The sequence below is a fragment of the Microbacterium sp. genome, assembly GCF_043427715.1.
In the GTDB taxonomy this organism is placed as follows: domain Bacteria; phylum Actinomycetota; class Actinomycetes; order Actinomycetales; family Microbacteriaceae; genus Microbacterium.
On sequence record NZ_JBHWTD010000103.1, the window covers coordinates 32222 to 50465 of the forward strand.

At 71.1% G+C, this 18244-nt stretch carries 15 protein-coding genes; 12 read left to right on the forward strand and 3 right to left on the reverse strand.

What is annotated here, in order from left to right; genetic code table 11:
- Positions 1–62: 62 nt before the first annotated feature.
- A complete protein-coding gene (locus tag ACHFGS_RS10475; protein WP_394289448.1) occupies positions 63–1844 on the forward strand; it encodes an acetyl/propionyl/methylcrotonyl-CoA carboxylase subunit alpha in 1782 nt (593 codons plus the stop codon).
- A gap of 41 nt (positions 1845–1885) precedes the next feature.
- Positions 1886–2356: a hypothetical protein gene (locus ACHFGS_RS10480; RefSeq protein ID WP_394278737.1), complete on the forward strand. Its 471-nt coding sequence runs from the start codon at positions 1886–1888 to the stop codon at positions 2354–2356.
- A 7-nt stretch (positions 2357–2363) separates the two neighbouring features.
- Here the strand turns inward: ACHFGS_RS10480 and ACHFGS_RS10485 are convergent, their stop codons facing one another.
- Both ACHFGS_RS10485 and ACHFGS_RS10490 read right to left on the reverse strand, forming a co-directional pair.
- Positions 2364–4391 (reverse strand): FG-GAP-like repeat-containing protein, encoded by a 2028-nt coding sequence (locus tag ACHFGS_RS10485; protein ID WP_394278736.1) that lies wholly within the window; start codon positions 4389–4391, stop codon positions 2364–2366.
- Positions 4392–4452: 61 nt separating this feature from the next.
- Positions 4453–5904 (reverse strand): NAD(P)H-quinone dehydrogenase, encoded by a 1452-nt coding sequence (locus ACHFGS_RS10490; protein ID WP_394289449.1) that lies wholly within the window; start codon positions 5902–5904, stop codon positions 4453–4455.
- Positions 5905–5982: 78 nt separating this feature from the next.
- Here ACHFGS_RS10490 and ACHFGS_RS10495 point away from each other — a divergent pair, with 78 nt between their 5' ends.
- From ACHFGS_RS10495 to ACHFGS_RS10505, 3 genes are read left to right on the forward strand one after another with little or no spacing between them, the layout of a single operon-like run.
- A complete protein-coding gene (locus ACHFGS_RS10495; RefSeq protein WP_394289450.1) occupies positions 5983–6813 on the forward strand; it encodes a purine-nucleoside phosphorylase in 831 nt (276 codons plus the stop codon).
- Positions 6810–8474 (forward strand): phospho-sugar mutase, encoded by a 1665-nt coding sequence (locus ACHFGS_RS10500; protein ID WP_394278914.1) that lies wholly within the window; start codon positions 6810–6812, stop codon positions 8472–8474. The genes ACHFGS_RS10495 and ACHFGS_RS10500 overlap by 4 nt, the downstream gene beginning before the upstream one ends.
- Positions 8475–8512: 38 nt before the next feature.
- A complete protein-coding gene (locus ACHFGS_RS10505) occupies positions 8513–9082 on the forward strand; it encodes a GNAT family N-acetyltransferase (RefSeq protein WP_394278912.1) in 570 nt (189 codons plus the stop codon).
- A gap of 9 nt (positions 9083–9091) precedes the next feature.
- Here the strand turns inward: ACHFGS_RS10505 and ACHFGS_RS10510 are convergent, their stop codons facing one another.
- The gene (locus ACHFGS_RS10510; protein WP_394278911.1) at positions 9092–10987 is read right to left on the reverse strand and encodes a BglG family transcription antiterminator; all 1896 of its coding nucleotides are present in this window, start codon (positions 10985–10987) and stop codon (positions 9092–9094) included.
- Positions 10988–11147: 160 nt separating this feature from the next.
- Between ACHFGS_RS10510 and ACHFGS_RS10515 the strand changes: the two genes are divergently transcribed.
- The 7 genes from ACHFGS_RS10515 to ACHFGS_RS10545 all read left to right on the forward strand — a co-directional run bounded on the left by ACHFGS_RS10515 (position 11148) and on the right by ACHFGS_RS10545 (position 18060).
- Positions 11148–11480 (forward strand): PTS sugar transporter subunit IIB, encoded by a 333-nt coding sequence (locus ACHFGS_RS10515; RefSeq protein WP_394278910.1) that lies wholly within the window; start codon positions 11148–11150, stop codon positions 11478–11480.
- Positions 11477–11752, forward strand: coding sequence for an HPr family phosphocarrier protein (locus ACHFGS_RS10520; protein ID WP_394278909.1), 276 nt, complete (start codon positions 11477–11479; stop codon positions 11750–11752). Before ACHFGS_RS10515 ends, ACHFGS_RS10520 begins: the two co-directional genes overlap by 4 nt.
- Positions 11753–11759: 7 nt before the next feature.
- Complete coding sequence (ptsP, locus tag ACHFGS_RS10525) at positions 11760–13433, forward strand: phosphoenolpyruvate--protein phosphotransferase (RefSeq protein ID WP_394289451.1); 1674 nt, start codon at positions 11760–11762, stop codon at positions 13431–13433.
- On the forward strand, positions 13430–14998 hold the full coding sequence (locus ACHFGS_RS10530) for a PTS mannitol transporter subunit IICB (RefSeq protein ID WP_394278907.1): 1569 nt from the start codon (positions 13430–13432) through the stop codon (positions 14996–14998). The genes ptsP and ACHFGS_RS10530 overlap by 4 nt, the downstream gene beginning before the upstream one ends.
- 86 nt (positions 14999–15084) lie before the next feature.
- The gene (locus ACHFGS_RS10535) at positions 15085–15525 is read left to right on the forward strand and encodes a PTS sugar transporter subunit IIA (protein ID WP_394278906.1); all 441 of its coding nucleotides are present in this window, start codon (positions 15085–15087) and stop codon (positions 15523–15525) included.
- Positions 15522–16673 carry a mannitol-1-phosphate 5-dehydrogenase gene (locus ACHFGS_RS10540; RefSeq protein ID WP_394278905.1) on the forward strand — a complete coding sequence of 384 codons (1152 nt, stop codon included), beginning with the start codon at positions 15522–15524 and terminating at the stop codon, positions 16671–16673. The genes ACHFGS_RS10535 and ACHFGS_RS10540 overlap by 4 nt, the downstream gene beginning before the upstream one ends.
- 580 nt (positions 16674–17253) lie before the next feature.
- Complete coding sequence (locus tag ACHFGS_RS10545; protein ID WP_394278913.1) at positions 17254–18060, forward strand: hypothetical protein; 807 nt, start codon at positions 17254–17256, stop codon at positions 18058–18060.
- Positions 18061–18244 lie beyond the last annotated feature (184 nt).

Below are 18244 nucleotides of genomic sequence, written 5' to 3' on the forward strand. Positions count from 1 at the left end.
TCCGGATGATCTTGTGCGAGTGATCCAAAGGAGAGCATGCCCGGCTGGGTAGGCTCGAATCCATGCCTGAGCGCGTGCCCCCCCGCATCTCGAAAGTCCTGATCGCCAATCGGGGCGAGATCGCCGTGCGCATCATCCGCGCCGCCCGCGATTCCGGCGCCCTCTCGGTCGCCGTGTATGCCGACCAGGATCGCGACGCCCTGCACGCCCGGCTCGCCGATGAGGCCTATTCGCTGAGCGGCAACACCAGCGCCGACACGTACCTCTCCATCGAGAAGATCCTCTCGGTCGCCCGGCGCTCCGGCGCGGATGCCGTCCACCCCGGAGACGGCTTCCTGGCCGAGAACGCCGAGTTCGCCCGCGCTGTCATCGGCGCGGGTCTGATCTGGATCGGCCCGTCCCCCGAGGCCATCGAGGCACTCGGCGACAAGGTCACCGCCCGGCACGTCGCCGAGAAGGTCGGCGCGCCGCTCGCTCCCGGCACCCCCGGCCCCGTCGCGGGCGCGGACGAGGTCGTCGCTTTCGCCCGCGAGTTCGGACTCCCGATCGCGATCAAAGCCGCCTACGGCGGCGGCGGCCGGGGCCTGAAGGTCGCCCGCGAGTTCGAGGAGATCGAGGAGCTGTTCGATTCCGCGACCCGAGAGGCGATCACCGCTTTCGGGCGCGGCGAATGCTTCGTGGAGAAGTACCTCGACAAGCCGCGTCACGTCGAGACGCAGTGCCTCGCCGACGCCCACGGCAACGTCGTGGTCGTCTCCACGCGCGACTGCTCGCTGCAGCGCCGCCACCAGAAGCTCGTCGAAGAGGCGCCTGCACCCTTCCTCACGGATGCGCAGAACGAGGTCCTCTACTCCGCCTCGAAGGCGATCCTGAAGGAGGTCGGGTACGTCGGTGCGGGCACCTGCGAGTTCCTGATCGGCGCCGACGGCACGATCTCCTTCCTCGAGGTCAACACCCGCCTGCAGGTCGAGCACCCGGTTTCGGAAGAGGTCACCGGCATCGACCTGGTCCGCGAGCAGTTCCGTCTCGCCGTCGGCGGCACGCTCGACTACCCCGACCCGGAGCCGGTCGGACACTCCATCGAGTTCCGCATCAACGGCGAAGACCCCGGTCGCGGCTTCCTCCCGGCGCCGGGCAGCATCCACGTCTTCAAGACGTTCGGCGGCCCGGGCGTCCGACTGGACTCCGGGGTGACCGCCGGCGACAGCGTCTCGGGCGCGTTCGACTCGCTGCTCGGAAAGCTCATCATCACCGGGCGCACGCGCGAGGAAGCCCTCGAGCGCTCCCGCCGCGCGCTCGACGAGTTCGAGGTCACCGGCATGCCCACTGTGCTGCCGTTCCACCGCGAGGTCGTCCGCGACCCGGCTTTCACCGCTGAGGACGGCACGTTCGGCGTCTTCACCCGGTGGATCGAGACGGAGTTCGTCAACGACATCCCCGCGTGGGACGGCGAAGCGGCCCCGATCCCCGAGCCCGAAGCGCGACACACGGTCGTCGTCGAGGTCTCCGGCAAGCGGCTCGAAGTCAGCCTTCCCGACCGCATCGCGCAGCCCGCCGTGAGCGCCGGACGACCGGCCGCGGTGCCGCCGTCTCGCCGGTCGCACGCGACGACCGCGATGGCGGGCGCGAGCGGGGACACCGTGGCATCCCCCATGCAGGCCACCATCGTCAAGGTCGCCGTCGAAGAGGGTCAGCACGTCGTGAAGGGCGACCTCGTCGTCGTCCTCGAGGCGATGAAGATGGAGCAGCCCATTCAGGCCCACAAGGACGGCACCGTCGCGGCCGTCAACGCCGAGCCCGGCACCACGGTCTCGGCCGGTCACGCTCTGCTCACGATCGTCTGAGCCGGAGCACCTTCCGCACTGCTTACGCCTATCGTGTCGGCATGAGGCGCTCACCGGTCCTGCTCGTCACCGCCACGGCCACCCTGTTCGCGCTCAGCGGCTGCGCGTCATCGCCGAGCGTCGACCTGGACGCCGCCGAGGAGTGGGCGCAGGACGTGGTCGCCGCCGAGTCCGATGGGCCCGGCTCCGCGGGCACGCTGTCGACGAAGGTCGGCCCCGACGGGAAGGCCGCAGCGCTGACGCTCGCCTTCGAGCAGCCGACCTCCCTCGTCCGCATCGACGTGCGGTGCTACGACGGCGACCTCGACGATGTGACGGCGACGGTGTCTGCCGCGATCACCGTGACCGACGGCGACGTGGCGACCGCTAAGGCCGACGTCCCCTGCGACCGCGAGCTCCACGAACTGATGGTGGATGCCGCGGACGCGGTCTCCGTCGATGTGGAAGCGACCGCGAACGTGCAGACCTACCTGCACGCGACCATGATCCAGGAGCTTGTGATCGAGCGCTGAGACCGGCTCAGAAGGCGAGCATGCGCACGTGCGACGTCACACGCCAGGACCGCGCGGAGGCGTGCCACCCGTAGGAGCGCGTGCCGTGTGTCGCGGCGCCGAATCGGGAGCCGGTGCTCAGCGCCGTCTGGACGCCGTCGCGACCGAAGCCGACGATGTCCGCGCGGCCGTCACGGTTGATGTCGACGACGGTCCGCGGCATCCACCCGTTCGTCCACTCCCGTGAGCCGAACGCGCGTGTCCAGCGCTTCTGGGCGGAGAACGACGAGCCTTGGTTGATCGCCACGTAGGTGCCGGCGCTCGCGAACCCGACGATGTCCGCACGCCCGTCGCCGTCCACGTCGGCCAGCGTGCGGGGGTGTCGGTCGGTACGCCACGTGCCGGCCGGGGCGGAGCGGAAATCGCGCGACCACAGCGTCGGGGACGCGAATGCGTCTCCCGTGTTCTTCGCCACCCACACTCCCTGGGGTCCGAACCCGACGATGTCAGGGCGACCGTCGCCGTCCGCGTCGATCACGTGGCGCGGGGTGCCGGCGACGGACCACCCGCGAGCGGCGCCGAAGCTCCCCACCCAGCGGCGGGGGCCGTCGAACGCCCCGCCGGTGTTCCGCGCGACGTACACGCCGTCGGTCCCGAATCCGACGAGGTCCGCGAGACCGTCACCGGTGACGTCGACGACCGTCCGGGGCGTCCGCGACTGGTTCCACCCGCCCGCCGAGGCCGACGAACCCATCTGCCCGGTCCACAGTCGCGGCGCCTCGAAGGAGGACCCGATGTTGCGTGCGACGTGGACACCCGCCGGACCGAACCCGACGATGTCCGGACGGCCGTCGCCGGTCACGTCCACGACGCTGCGCTGGTGCACGCCGACCCGCCAGCCTTTGTTCGTGCCGAAACTGCGCACCCACAGGCGCGCAGAGGCGAATTTCCCGGGCGCCCCCGGTGCGACGTAGACGCCGCCCGGTCCGAACCCGACGATGTCCGGTCGGCCGTCGCCCGTCACGTCGACGGTCACGCGCGGGTGGTCTTGCGCGTCCCAGCCGCGTGAGCTTCCGAACGCGCTCGTCGCGAGGCTCGCCGCGGTGAAGGCCCTCCCCGTCCCGGCCGAGGTGTACACGCCGACGCTGCCGAAGGCGACGATGTCGGGGGCCCCGTCACTGTTGAGGTCTGTGTCGACGGCGCTCGCGCCGAGGTCGTCGTCGACCCCGTCCCCGTCCGAATCGGGTCGCGGCGAATCCAGGGGCTGCGGACCGACTCCTGAGGACGCCGTGAGGCAGCAGCGGATGCCGCGTGAGGTCACGACCGTGTCGCCGGAGAGGTCCCGCCACACCCCGTTGTACGCGCCGCTGGTGTCGCGCAGCGTGTACCCGTCGAACTGGACGCCGTCGACGGGGACGTAGCTGCGCTTGCCGCTGGGGACGTCGACGGCCTCGTTGAGGATCGACAGGTGGACGTGGGCACGCGAGCCCGGCGTGCCGCCGCACGGGAGGGTCTGCGCCGCATCGCCCAATCGGGTTCCCGCCTCCACCCACGAACCGACGAGACCGGCACGCGCGTTCTCGAGGTGGTAATACTCCGACATCCAGCCGCCGCCGTGGTCGACCCCCAGGAACCACCCGCGCCCGCAGGTCACCCGGTAGACGGTGCCCGAGGCGACGGCGAGGACGCTCCTGCTCGCCGAGCCGGTGGGGGCGAAGTCGATCGCACCCCGGTGGATGCCATCGCTGTCGGCATGGGAGCCGCTGACCGCCCAGCGCGCACCGGCGGCGTAGGGAAGGCGGAACACCGGTTGCGGACCGTACTCCGGCACGGTGAGCCGTCGCGGCGCGATCGGCGAAGGGGAGGCGACCGGAAGCTCGCGTGTCAGCGGAAGAGTCGGCCCGTCAGTTCCGTGATCGTGCGGCAGCTCCTCCGCGGCCTTCACTTCGGGCTCGGACGGGGACTCGGCGGCGTGCGCGGGCGGCCCGACGAGCAGCGCGGCCAGAAGGGCGCCGAGCAGTCCGGTGGTGATGGTCCGTGTAGGTCTTGAGCGCATGTCTCCTCCGGGTCTCCCCAGAAGGTCTCAGCCTACGTGAGCGCATCCGCGGCCGGGCGGGTCAGGAGAACGTGTCCTCGTCGCGGCCGACCTGGTGCATGGCCCGGGTCGCGTCGGTGATGCTGCCGGCGAGCGAGGGGTACACCGCGAACACGCGCGAGAGCTGGTCGACCGTCAGGCGCCGTTCGACGGCGATGGCGATCGGGTAGATGAGCTCCGACGCGCGGGGCGCGACGATGACGCCGCCGATGACGGTACCCGATCCCTCGCGCGCGATGACCTTCACGAAGCCGTCCTTGACACCCATCATCTTGGCGCGGGCGTTCGCGGCGAGCGGCAGCTTGTGCACGTAGCCGTTCACGGCGCCCGAGGCGATGTCCTTCTCCTGGCGTCCCACCGTCGCGATCTCGGGGGCCGTGAAGATGTTCGCCGTGACGCGGTGCTTCTCGAGCGGGATGACCGTGTCGCCGAGGGCGTGGAAGACGGCCATGCGGCCCTGCATCGAGGCGACCGATGCCAGCGGCAGGAAGGTCGTGCAGTCCCCGGCCGCGTAGATGTTCGGCACGGAGGTGCGCGCCACCCGGTTGACCTGGATGTGACCGGATGCCGTGAGCTGGACGCCTGCCTCCTCCAGTCCCAGGCCCGCCGTGTTCGGGATGGAGCCGACCGCCATGAGGCAGTGGCTGCCCTCGACCGTCCGACCGTCCGACAGCGTCGCGACCACGCCCGTCGCGGTGCGCTCCACCTTTTCGGCACGGGACTTCGACAGGACGGTCATGCCGCCGCGGGTGAACACCTTCTCGATGACCGCTGCGGCATCCGAGTCCTCGCCGGGGAGGACCTGGTCGCGGCTGGAGATGAGCGTGACCTTCGAGCCGAGGTTCATGTAGGCGCCGGCGAACTCCGCACCGGTCACACCCGACCCCACGACGATGAGGTGTTCCGGAAGCGACTTCATGTTGTAGAGCTGCGTCCAAGTGAGGATGCGCTCGCCGTCGGGCTTGGCGCTGTCGAGCTCGCGCGGGGACGCACCCACCGAGACGACGAGGGTGTCGGCTTCGATGCGGTCGAAGTCGGTGCCGTCCGGGCCGGTGGACACCACGACGGCGTGCGGCCCGTCGAGGCGACCGTGCCCCGAGACGATGCGGACGCCCGCGTCGATCAGGTGCGCACGCATGTCGTCGGACTGCTGCCGCGCCAGCGCGAGGAGCCGCTTGTTGACGGCCGCGAGGTTGATGGCGATCTCGGTCTTGAGGGGCTTCGCGTTGTCGTCGCGGGCGAACAGCTGCACGCCCAGGTCGGACGCGCCGCGGATGGCGACAGCGGCGTCGGCGGTGGCGATGAGCGACTTCGAGGGCACCACGTCGGTGATGACGGCGGACCCACCGACACCGGCGCGCTCGACGAGCGTCACCTCGGCGCCCAGCTGCGCGGCGGCGAGCGCCGCCTCATATCCGCCGGGGCCGCCGCCCAGGATCGCGACGCTCTGAGTGGTCTCGAAGCTCACAGACATGATGTCCATTCTCTCAGTACGCGCGGCGCTCGCGCCGCCATCTGGCTCCGCCCCCCTCGGGGTTCCTAAAGTGGACTCATGTCCGATCACACCAACCCCCTCGACGACACCTCGAACGACCCCTTCGAGGTGGCCGCCACCGCGGCCGCCGACATCGCACGTCTGACCGGTGTCGAGCGTCACGACATCGCCCTCACCCTCGGAAGCGGCTGGGGGAAGGCCGCCGAGCTCATCGGCGAGACGACGGCCACCCTCGCGGCCACCGATGTCACCGGTTTCAGCAAGCCGGCCCTCGCGGGGCACGTCGGGTCGCTGCGCAGCATCCTCACCCCGAAGGGCAAGCGCGTCCTCGTGATCGGTGCGCGCACCCACTACTACGAAGGCCACGGCGTCCGCCGCGTCGTGCACAGCGTGCGCACCGCTGCGGCCACCGGCGCCAAGACGATGGTGCTCACCAACGGCGCGGGGGGCATCAAGACCTCCTGGAAGCCCGGCCAGCCCGTCCTCATCAGCGACCACATCAACCTCACCGGCGACTCCCCGCTCGAAGGCGCCACCTTCATCGACCTCACGGACCTGTACTCGACGCGACTGCGCGATGTCGCACGCTCGATCGACCCGACCCTGGACGAGGGCGTCTACTGCCAGTTCCGCGGCCCGCAGTACGAGACCCCGGCCGAGGTCCGCATGGCGAAGACCATCGGCGGCAACATCGTGGGCATGTCGACCGCGCTCGAGGCGATCGCCGCCCGTCAGGCCGGGATGGAGATCCTCGGCTTCTCCTTGATCACGAACATGGCTGCCGGCATCCAGACAACGCCGCTGAGTCACCAGGAGGTCATCGACGCGGGCCGCGAGGCCGAGCCGGTGATCTCGGATCTGCTCGCCCGCGTGATCGGCGCGCTATGAGCGCGGCGCACCTCGACGCGGCCCGCGCCTGGCTCGCGCAAGACCCCGACTCTGCCACGCGGGACGAGCTCACCGCGGTCATCGATCGCGCCGAGGCCGGAGACCCCGGCGCGATCGCCGACCTCGCCGACCGGTTCGACGGTCGCCTCGCCTTCGGGACGGCGGGCCTGCGCGGTGCGCTGGGCGCCGGGTCGAACCGGATGAACCGCGTCCTGGTGGGACAGGCGGCCGCCGGCTTCGCCGCCTACCTGCGTGATCGGGAGCCGGAGGCCACACCGTCGGTCGTCATCGGTTACGACGGGCGTCGCAACTCCGATGTCTTCGCCCGCGACAGCGCGGAGATCTTCGCTGGAGCGGGCCTGCGTGCGATCCTCCTCCCGCGCCTTCTGCCCACCCCGGTGCTGGCCTTCGCGGTGCGGCATCTGGGCGCCTCCGCGGGCGTCATGGTCACGGCATCCCACAACCCTCCCGACGACAACGGCTACAAGGTCTACCTCGGCGGCGCGGAGGAGGGCGCGCAGATCGTCTCGCCCGCCGACGCCGAGATCGCCGCGCACATCCAGGCCGTCGCCGACCGCGCAGACCTCGGCTCCGTCCCGCGGTCGGAGGACTACGAGATCGCCGACGAGTCCGTCGTGGATGCGTACGTCGCCGCGACCGCGCTCGTCGCCCCCGCCCCCGCCGGCGCCGCCGGGATGCCGTGGGTGTACACGGCCATGCACGGTGTCGGATGGGCGACCCTGCGCCGCATCCTCGAGACCGCCGGGTACCCTCTTCCCACCGTGGTCGCCGAGCAGATCGAGCCGGACGGCCGCTTTCCCACCGTCGCCTTCCCGAACCCCGAGGAGCCGGGCGCGATGGACCTGTCCTACCGGACGGCCACCGCCGCCGGCGCGGAGTTCATCCTCGCGAACGACCCCGACGCCGACCGTCTCGCCGTCGCGATCCCCGACGCCACCGCCGCCGAGGGCTGGCGCCGTCTCACCGGCAACGAAGTGGGGCTCCTCCTCGGGTGGCGCGCCGCGCGCACGGCATCCGGCGGATCCCTCGCGTGCTCCCTCGTCTCCTCCCCCGGACTTCAGGTCGTCGCCGAGCACCACGGTCTGGACTTCCACGCCACCCTCACCGGCTTCAAGTGGATCTCCCGCGCACCGGACCTGGTGTTCGGGTTCGAGGAAGCCCTCGGCTACCTCGTGAACCCCGAGACCGTCCGTGACAAGGACGGCATCTCGGCGGCCGTGGCGATGCTCGGGCTCATCGCCCAGGCGCGTGAGGACGGGGAGACGCTCGCCGAGCTCCTCGCCCGCTTCAGCGAGACCTTCGGATTCTTCGCGAGCGGCCAGGTGTCCATCCGGGTCGACGACGTCTCCGTCATCGGCCGGATCATGGCGGGGCTGCGCGCCGCGCCGCCCGCCGTTGTGGGAACGGTGGCCGTCGACCGGATCGACGACCTTCTGGAGGCCGCCCCCGGCCAGCCGTCGGGCGACGTGCTGCGGTTCTGGCTGGCCGACGGCTCCCGGGTCATCGTCCGCCCCAGCGGCACTGAGCCGAAGCTGAAGGCGTACCTCGATGTGCGAGGCGACTCCGCAGCGGATGCCGCGGCGCGCCTGGCCGCGCTCGAGGCCGGCGCGCGCGTGGTCGTCGCCACCCCCGAGGGCTGATCGTGGCGATGGGTCCGCAGGGGTCCTACGCTGACTCCATGCGCCTCATCGACCCGATCGTCCTGGAGAACTCCCATGTGCGGCTGGAGCCGCTCGACGGCCGTCACGCGGATGACCTGACGGCCGCACGCGAGGGCCTCGAGTACGCCTGGTACACGTCGGTGCCGGCATCCGTCCCCGCCGAGATCGACCACCGCCTCGCCGAGCACGCCGCGGGGCGGATGAACCCCTGGGCGGTCGTCGCGGGGTCGCGCGCAGTGGGGATGACGACCTTCTGCAACATCGACCAGGACAACCGGCACGTCGAGATCGGCCACACGTGGCTGAGCCGGGGCGTGCAGCGGACCGCTGTGAATACCGCGGCGAAGCTCCTCCTGCTCGCCCACGCCTTCGAGACGTGCCAGGCGATCGCCGTCGAACTGCGCACCGCCTGGCACAACCGACAGTCGCGCGCGGCGATCGAGCGACTCGGCGCGAAGCAGGACGGCGTCCTGCGCAACCATCGCCTCGGGCCGGACGGCAGCCTCCGCGACACGGTGGTCTATTCGATCCTCCCGCACGAGTGGGCGGGGGTCCGGCTCGGCCTGGAGGCGTCGCTGCAGCGCTGAGCGGCGGTCTCAGCCGTCGACGACGGCGACGAGTTCGTCGAGGAACGCCGCGAAAGAGGTGCCGCGACGGAGGATGCGCTGCACCCTGTCGCGCTCGCTGAAGACCTCGACGAGCTGCTCGAAGACGGTCTGGAACGCCTCCCGGTCGGATTCGGAGAAGGCGACCATCGCGACGACCTGCACGCGCCGCTCCCCCCAGGCGACCGCGGGGTCGGCCAAGCCGACGGCGATCGCCGTGCGGGTCCCCGTCATGCCGATGGCGTGCGGCACGGCGAGCGCGTCGGTGAAAGCGGTCGAGGACATCCGCTCCCGCTCGAGGGCGCGCTCGATGTAGTCCTCCTCGATGATGCCCTGCCGCACCAGCAGCGCGCCGAGCTGACGGATGACCGACTCCTCGTCGGATGCCGCGTCGAGGCGCGCGATGAAGGCGTCCGCCGAGAAGTACCGTTCGAGCTCCTTGCGCAGGCCCGCGAGGCGCCGGGCCCGGCGTGCCCGCGAGGCGGCCGTCTGCACGCGCTCGACGTCGCTCTCGGTCAGGAACGGCTGGATCCTCACGATGCGCTCGGCGGGGGCGGCCGGATCGATCGTGGTGAGGACGAGGTCGGTGTCGAGCTGCGACCAGTCCGGGTCGGCGCGACTTTCCACGGCGACCACCTCGATCTCCCCTCCCAGGGCGCGATCGATGCTGGCGTGCAGCAACTCGTGCATCTCGTAGTACCCGGGGCTGACCAGGGTCGCCGTGAGCAGCCGACCCGCCTGCCGGGATCGTTCGAGACGGCCGCCGACGTGCATAGCGATGTAGGCGATCTCATCCTCGTGCAGGGGCGCACCGATGAGTCCGCGCAGTTGCTCGGCGATGTAGACGGCGACCTCGAAGATCATCGGATACGTCGCCTTGAGCGATCGGGTCAGCGCGTTGCGCGACCACGCCTGCTCCTGCGCGCGGTGCCGCAGGTTCTGCACGTGCAGCGAGAGGCGGAGGATGAAGTCCTCGTGATCGATGTCGACGAGGAACTCGGATGCCGCGCTGCCCACGACCGCGCGCACGACGCCCTCGAGATCGTCGTCGAGGCTCCCCCGGATGACGGTTTCCGGCTCGGCGGCGCCGGGGGCGACCACACGGGTCTGGACGAGAGCGGCGAGGTGATCGCGGTCGCCCGCTCCGAGCCGCACACCCAGGTGCGCATCGGTCAGCCGCTCGATGAGGGCGCCGATGGTGGAACGGGCGGAGGCGGGCTCGGCGACCTGCTCGTCGAGCCGGTGACCCCGGCCGGCCCGGTCAGCAGCGATGGCGATGTGCATCATCACGTCGCCGATACCGAACTCGTTGACGAGGTAGCCGAGCTCGCCGAGGCCGGCGACGAGGTCCGCTTTGAAGGCCCCGAGCGCGGAGGTGTCGATGGTCTGCTCACCGAGCGCCCGCCGCAGCGATCGGAGATCGAAGGCACCCTGCTCCATCTCCTCGTGCGCGAGTCGGCTGAGCAGGCGCCGCTGCGCCATTTCGGAGCCGACCAGACGCACCCGCGCCGCCGAACGCTCCAGAGTGAGGTGGGTGCCGCCGAGCAGCGCGCGCAGGCGTCCCAGATCGCCGTCGAGAGTCGCCTCGCTGACGTGGAACCTCATGGCGGTGTCGTAGACGTCGACGCCGTCGTCCGAGTCGAGGATCTCCCGCACCAGCCGGTGCAGCCGGTCGCGCGGCGTCTCTTCGATCGGCGACGCGCGGAGGGCGAGCGATGCGCCCGACCCGGCGCGGTATCCGGAGGGCCCTGACTCGACGGCATCCGCGCCCGGCACCCGCGCGTTCAGGGCGGCGACGTACGAACGGATGCTGCGCGGGGTCACGCCGAGGAGGTCGGCGAGCTCTCCGGCGGTCCGCCACCCGCCCTCGCGGGACAAGAGCGCCATCACGCGGTCCTGTCTCGTCCGGCTCACCGTCTCAGTCAATCACGGGGTGGACGCTTCCTCCCCGACCGGGACGTTCCTTTCCTCCCCTGCGGAAGAAGGAGTGGTTGTCGCGGCTGAGGCGGCGCGATCAGAATGTCGGAAGAGACAAGGAGGCGGATCGATGAAGATCCTCGTCGTCTGCGGCGCCGGCGCGTCGAGCACGTTCGTCGCCCAGCGGGTGCGCGCCGCCGCACAGCGCCTAGCACGGAACGTGGTCGTCGTGGCGGGCACCCCCAGCCGGGTCAGCGCCGAGGTCGAGGCAGGCGACGTGGTGCTGGTCGGTCCGCATCTGCGTTCCGCGCTCCCCCATGTGCGTGCCGACGCCGCGAGCCGGGGCGCGCACGCCGTGCTGCTGCCGGCCGACATCTTCGACGATCGGGAGGGCGCGCGGGCGCTCGCCCTCGCCGACGAGGCCGCCGCGGCCCCCGCACCGACCGAAAGGACACCCCGATGACCGTGAAGGCCACGCGAACGGTGCGGATCGGATCGGCGAACGGGCTGCACGCCCGTCCGGCGAAGCTGTTCGCCCAGGCGGCGAAGGAGGCCGGCGCACCCGTCACCGTCGCGAAGGGATCGGGCGCCGCCGTCAACGCCGCCAGCATCCTCAGCGTCATCTCACTCGGCGCCGAGTACGGCGACTACGTGACCCTGACCGCCGAGGGCGAGTCCGCCGAGCGGGTGCTCGACACCCTGACCGAACTTCTCACCACCGATCACGATGCCTGAGGGAACCATGACAGAGCTCCGCGGAGTCGGAATCGGCCTGGGCGTCGCCCACGGCCCCATCGCACGGATGGCAGCGCCCCTGCCCGCCCCCGAGGACAGTCCCAGCACGGCGACACCCGAGGAGGAGACCGCGCGCGTGCGCGACGCGATCGCCGCCGTCGCGCGCGACCTCGAGACGCGCGGCGAGACGGCCGGCGGCGCCGCGCAGGAGGTGCTCGAAGCCCAGGCCATGATGGCGGAGGACCCCGCCCTCGAGGAGGAGGTCGCCGCGCGGCTCGCCGCGGGCAAGACTGCCGAGTTCGCGGTCTTCGACGCGTTCGCCTCGTTCCGCGACACCCTCAGCGCGATGGGCGGGTACCTCGGTGAGCGTGCCGCGGACCTCGACGACGTCGCCCAGCGGGTCATCGCGCACCTGCGCGGCCTGCCCGCTCCGGGCGTCCCCGACCCCGGGCATCCGTTCGTCCTGGTGGCGAAGGATCTCGCGCCCGCCGACACGGCGCTGCTCGACCTCGACAAGGTCCTCGCCCTCGTGACCACCGAGGGCGGGCCCACCTCGCACACTGCGATCCTCGCGCGGGAGAAGTCGATCGTCGCGATCGTCGGCGTGCACGGCGCGGGCGACCTGGCCGACGGCGAGACGGTCATCGTGGATGCCGCGCAGGGCACCGTCGTGACGTCGCCGAGCGAGACGGACATCGCGCAGGTCGAGCGCCGCAAGGCCGACCGGGCCGCTGCGGCTGCGGCGCCCATCACCCCGGGCGCCCTCTCCGACGGCACCCCCGTCCCGTTGCTGGTGAACCTCGGCAAGCCGGACGGCGCCGCCGCGGCCGTCGAGCTCGGCGCCGAAGGCGTCGGGCTGTTCCGCACCGAGTTCCTGTTCCTGAGCTCCGCACAGGCGCCGGGCGTCGAGGAGCAGACGAAGGCATACACCGAGCTGCTCCAGGCGTTCGAGGGCAAGAAGGTCGTCGTGCGGGCGCTGGATGCCGGAGCCGACAAGCCGCTCGCCTTCCTCAACGACGCGCACGAGGAGAACCCGGCGCTGGGTCTGCGGGGCCTGCGCGCCCTGCGCGCGAGCGAGGACATCCTGCGCGAGCAGCTGACGGCCCTCGCGAACGCGGATGCCGCGACGAACGCCGATCTGTGGGTCATGGCGCCGATGGTCTCGACCGTCGAGGAGACGGAGTACTTCGTCGCCATCGCGAAGGAGCACGGCATCAAGACAGCGGGCGTCATGGTCGAGGTGCCGTCGCTCGCGCTGCTGGCCGACAAGGTGCTGGCGGTCGCGGACTTCGCCTCCATCGGCACGAACGACCTCACGCAGTACACCCTCGCCGCCGACCGGCTGCTGGGTTCGGTCGCCTCGTTCCAGGACCCGTGGCACCCCGCCGTGCTGCAGCTGGTCAAGGCGACCGGCGACGGCGGCCGCGTGCACGGCAAGCCCGTCGGGATCTGCGGCGAGGCGGCGGCCGACCCGCTGCTGGCCGTCGTGCTCGTCGGCCTCGGGGCGACCACCCTGTCGATGGCGCCGACCGCCCTCGCCGATGTGCGCGCCACCCTCCTCACCCACAGCCTCGACGATGCGCGCCGCATCGCCTCGGCAGCCCTCGCCGCGTCCGACGCGGCATCCGCCCGAAGCGCAGCCCACGAGGCTGCGTCCCTCCCGAAGGAGATCCACTCATGACAACGACGTCCTCTCCGTCGGCGCCGGGAGGTGTCCGGGTCGCCGTCCAGCGATTCGGGACCTTCCTGTCCGGCATGGTGATGCCCAACATCGCCGCATTCATCGCCTGGGGCCTCATCACCGCCCTGTTCATCGATTCCGGCTGGGTCGGCAAGGAGAGCCCCGTCGAAGCCTGGCGCTGGTCAGACTCGCACATGCTGGGCGGCGGCGAAGGCCCCGACGGCACCGTCTGGGTCGGCCTCGTCGGCCCGATCATCACCTACCTCCTGCCGACCCTGATCGCCTACACCGGCGGCCGCATGGTGCACGGTGTCCGCGGCGGCGTCGTGGGTGCCGTCGCCGCCATGGGCGTGATCGTCGGCGCGAACGGCACCGTCATGTTCCTCGGAGCCATGATCGTCGGCCCGCTCGCAGCCCTCGCGCTCAAGTACGTCGAGAAGCTCTGGGAGGGCAAGGTCCGTGCCGGCTTCGAGATGCTGGTCGGCAACTTCAGCGCCGGCTTCGTCGGGTTCTTCACCGCCCTCGCCGCGTTCTTCTGGGTGGCACCGGTCATCAAGGCCGTCACGACGGGCCTGGGCGCGGCCGTCGGCTTCCTCATCCAGAACGGCCTGCTGCCGCTGGCGAGCATCCTCGTGGAACCGGCCAAGGTCCTCTTCCTCAACAACGCCATCAACCACGGCGTGTTCACCCCGCTCGGCAGCCAGCAGGTCGTGGACGACGGCAAGAGCCTCCTGTTCCTCGTCGAGGCGAACCCCGGCCCCGGTGCCGGCCTGCTGATCGCGATCACCGCGTTCGGCGTCGGTGCCGCCCGCGCCACCGCTCCCGGTGCGCTCGTCATCCAGTTCCTCGGCGGCATCCACGAGGTGTACTTCCCGTACGTGCTGGCCAAGCCGCTGCTGATCCTCGCGCTCATCGCCGGTGGCGCCTCGGGCGTCGCCACGAACGCGATCTTCCAGTCGGGTCTCGTCGCCGCAGCCTCCCCCGGATCGATCTTCGCCGTGCTGATCCAGACCTCCCCCGGCAGCCACCTCGGCGTCATCCTGTCGGTCGTCATCTCGGCAGCGGTGACGTTCGCCGTCGCCAGCGTGATCCTGCTCGCCGCCCGCAAGCGCGACCTCGCCCGGGAGGCCTCAGGACAGGGCGGCTTCACCGAGGCGATCGCCCGCACCGAGGCCAACAAGGGCAAGAGCTCGTCAGCACTGTCGGGCCTGCGCGGGACGGATGCCGCTCCGGCAGCGGCCGCCGCGGGAACGCTCACCGCCGGCGACCGTGAGATCCGCTCGATCGTCTTCGCCTGCGACGCCGGCATGGGGTCGTCGGCGATGGGCGCGAGCGTGCTGCGCAACAAGATCAAGAAGGCCGGCATCGACGACGTCACCGTCGTCAACAAGGCCATCGCAAACCTGGACGGCACCGCTGACCTCGTGATCACCCAGCAGCAGCTGACCGACCGGGCGAAGCACCAGAACCCCGACGCGATCCACGTGTCGGTCGACAATTTCATGAACTCGCCGAAGTACGACGAGGTCGTGGAGATGGTGCGGCGTCAGCACGACGCCCCCTGATGCGGACCGCTGCGGGGTCGGAGACAATGGTCCCGGCCCCGCAGCCCCGCTTCCGTTCCACCCCACCAGCAGGAAGAGAGATCCCCATGGCCCGCGACGTCCTCACCCTCGGTCAGATCCGCATCCACTCCGGTTCCGTCAGCCAGGAGGAGGCGATGCGGGAGGCCGCTGACATCCTCCAGACCGCCGGCGCCGTCACCGGCGCCTACTTCGACGCGATGCAGCAGCGCGAGGTCGCCGTCTCGACCTACATGGGCAACGAGCTCGCCATCCCGCACGGCACCAACGACACGAAGGACACGATCCTCGACTCGGCGCTCTCCTTCGTCCGCTACGACGGAGGCGTCGACTGGGGCGGCGAGCCGGTCACCTTCGTCGTCGGCATCGCCGGCAAGGGCGACGAGCACCTCGAGATCCTCTCCCAGATCGCCCTGCTCTTCTCGGAGGACGAAGACGTCGCCCGTCTGAAGGCCGCTCAGACCCCCGAAGATCTGTTCCGTCTCCTGTCGACGGTGAACGAGGCATGAAAGCCGTCCACTTCGGCGCCGGCAACATCGGTCGCGGCTTCGTCGGCCTGCTGCTGCACGAAGGCGGCTACGACCTCGTCTTCTCCGACGTCGCCCCCACCCTCGTCGACACGATCAACGGCGTCACGGAGTACACCGTGCACGAGGTCGGCACCGGCGGGAGCGACAAGACCGTCACGGGCTTCCGTGCGATCAACAGCCAGACCGATCCCGATGGCCTCGCCGCCGAGATCGCCACGGCCGACGTCGCCACCACCGCAGTGGGCCCCACGATCCTGCCCTTCGTCGCGCCCAGCATCCTCGCGGGACTCGCGCGGCGGGACCCGGCATCCGCTCCCCTGCAGGTGATGGCGTGCGAGAACGCCATCAACGCCACCGACCTGCTCCGCGCCGAGATGGAGAAGCTCGCCGGCGACGAGTGGGAGGCGCTGTCCGCGCGCGCGGTGTTCGCGAACACCGCCGTCGACCGGATCGTCCCCGGCCAGCCCGCAGGCGGTGGCGTCGACGTCACCGTCGAGCCGTTCCTCGAGTGGGCGATCGAGCGCGGTCCCTTCGGCGACGACCCGCCGCACATTCCGGGCGCGCACTTCGTCGACGACCTCGCGCCGTACATCGAACGGAAGCTCTTCACCGTGAACACCGGCCACGCCGCCACGGCCTACCTCGGTGCGCAGGCCGGCCTCACCCGGATCTCCGACGCCCTCGCCGATCCGACGATCGCCGCTTCGGTGGAGCGCGCCCTCACCGAGACGTCCGCCCTGCTCCACGCCGTCCACGGACTGGATGCGGCAGAGCTCGCCGACTATCGCCGGACCATCCTGCAGCGCTTCGCCAACCCGGCCCTCCCCGATACCGTGCAGCGCGTCGGTCGTCAGCCGCTGCGGAAGCTGTCGCGGCACGAGCGCTTCATCGGCCCGGCCGCCGCGGCCGCCGAGCGGGGACTCCCCGTCGAGGGACTCGTCGCCGCGATCTCAGCGGCGCTGCGATTCGAGGACGCCGGGGACCCGCAGGCGGTCGAACTGCAGCAGCGGCTCCGGACGGAGGACGCCGACGCGTTCGTGGCATCCGTCACCGGTCTCGACGCCGGTCACCCGCTCTCCCCCACCGTGGTCGCCGCCGTCCGCGAGCGGCAGAGCGAGCTGGGCTGACCGCGCTTGTGACGGGAACAGTCGAACTCCCGCAGGAGGCCGTGAACTGACGGCAGGCCGCCGCCGTCGGCGCCGACAGCGGATCGTGAAGATCTCGCGCTCTCCCTCGCCGGGGTGCTGGTCGCGGGAGCCATCGGCCTCATCGCCTGGACCCAGACCGGCGTCATGGCCGCCGAGGAATCCGCCTCAGCACTACGGCACCCAGTCCGGCGACGGCGACCCCACCATCACCGACGCCGAGATGGCCGCCGAGATCGCGGCATCCGTCCGCACGCTCCTCGGCCGCCTCTGACCCCGGTCCGCCGCGGCGGCGCGCTGAGCGGCCCGCCGTCGCCGCCGTGCCGCAAGTCCTGAAGAACGGCCGGGATCGGCATCAGATCGCGCACCGCACTGCGCGACAGCCGGGAATGTAAGGAGTTAGCGCACGCCGCCCGTTCCAAACTGGGTCCGCAGAGCCGACGACACGCTCGGCCACACGACCGCGCACGGGCTCCTCCCCCGCGGGCGGTGAGCACGACTTGTCCCCCGGTCCGTGGCGGGCGCGCCTGAACCCGGGCAGCTCGGACACCATCGCCCCGTGATGATCCGCCGCGCACTGACTCGGAGCGAACTGCCGCTCAGCCGTCGCGCCCTCCGCGAGGCCGTGACGCACGGACATCTCCTCCGCGTGCGTCGCGGTCGGTATCTGCCGGCTTCTGCTCACCCGGACATCGTCGCCGCCGCCCGGCTCGGCTGCCGCCTCGACTGCGTCTCGCTGCTGCGTTCGCTGGGAGTCTTCGTCCTCGATCACGCCGCCCTGCACGTTCACGCGGCGAACGGGTCGAGCAGACTGCCTCTGCCCGGCGACCGCGTCGTCCGGCACTGGCGAGCGTGCGCAGACGCCGCCGGGACCGTGGTGGTCGACCTGGTCGACGCGCTGGCGCAATCGTGCCGCTGCCAGGACCCGCGATCCGCGATCGCCACCCTGGACAGCGCGCTGCATCTCGGGCTGATCGACGAGGACGGACTCACCGAGGTGTTCCGACGTCTCCCGGCGAGGTTCGCGCATCTCCGCCGGCTTCTCGATCCGCGTGCGGAGTCTGGAGCCGAGACACTGATGCGACTGTTGTTGCGCACGCTGCCCTGCTCCGTCCAGGTCCAGGTCAGGATCAACGGAGTCGGACGCGTGGATTTCGTCGTCGACGGATGGCTCATCATCGAGTGCGACAGCAGAGCCCACCACGAGGGGTGGGATGCGCAGCGCAACGATCGGCGCCGCGATCTCACCGCCGCCACCCTCGGCTACACCACGATCCGGCCGATGGCCGAAGACATCTTCTTCCGCCGGGACGAGCTCCGCGAGACCATCGCCGCGATCCTCCGCCACCGGCCCGTCGCCGCCCGCTGACTCACAGCTCGGCCAGCCGGACCGTGCGCCGCCGCCAACGCCGCACAGACAGACGAGACGCGTGTGCTAACTCCTCAAGCCCGCCATCACGCCGCGATACCGGAGGCCGGTTTCCGCGGCAAACTCTCAACGATGAGGAGTTAGAGCACGCGGAGGACGGGAGCGCGCTCGCGCACGCGCACGT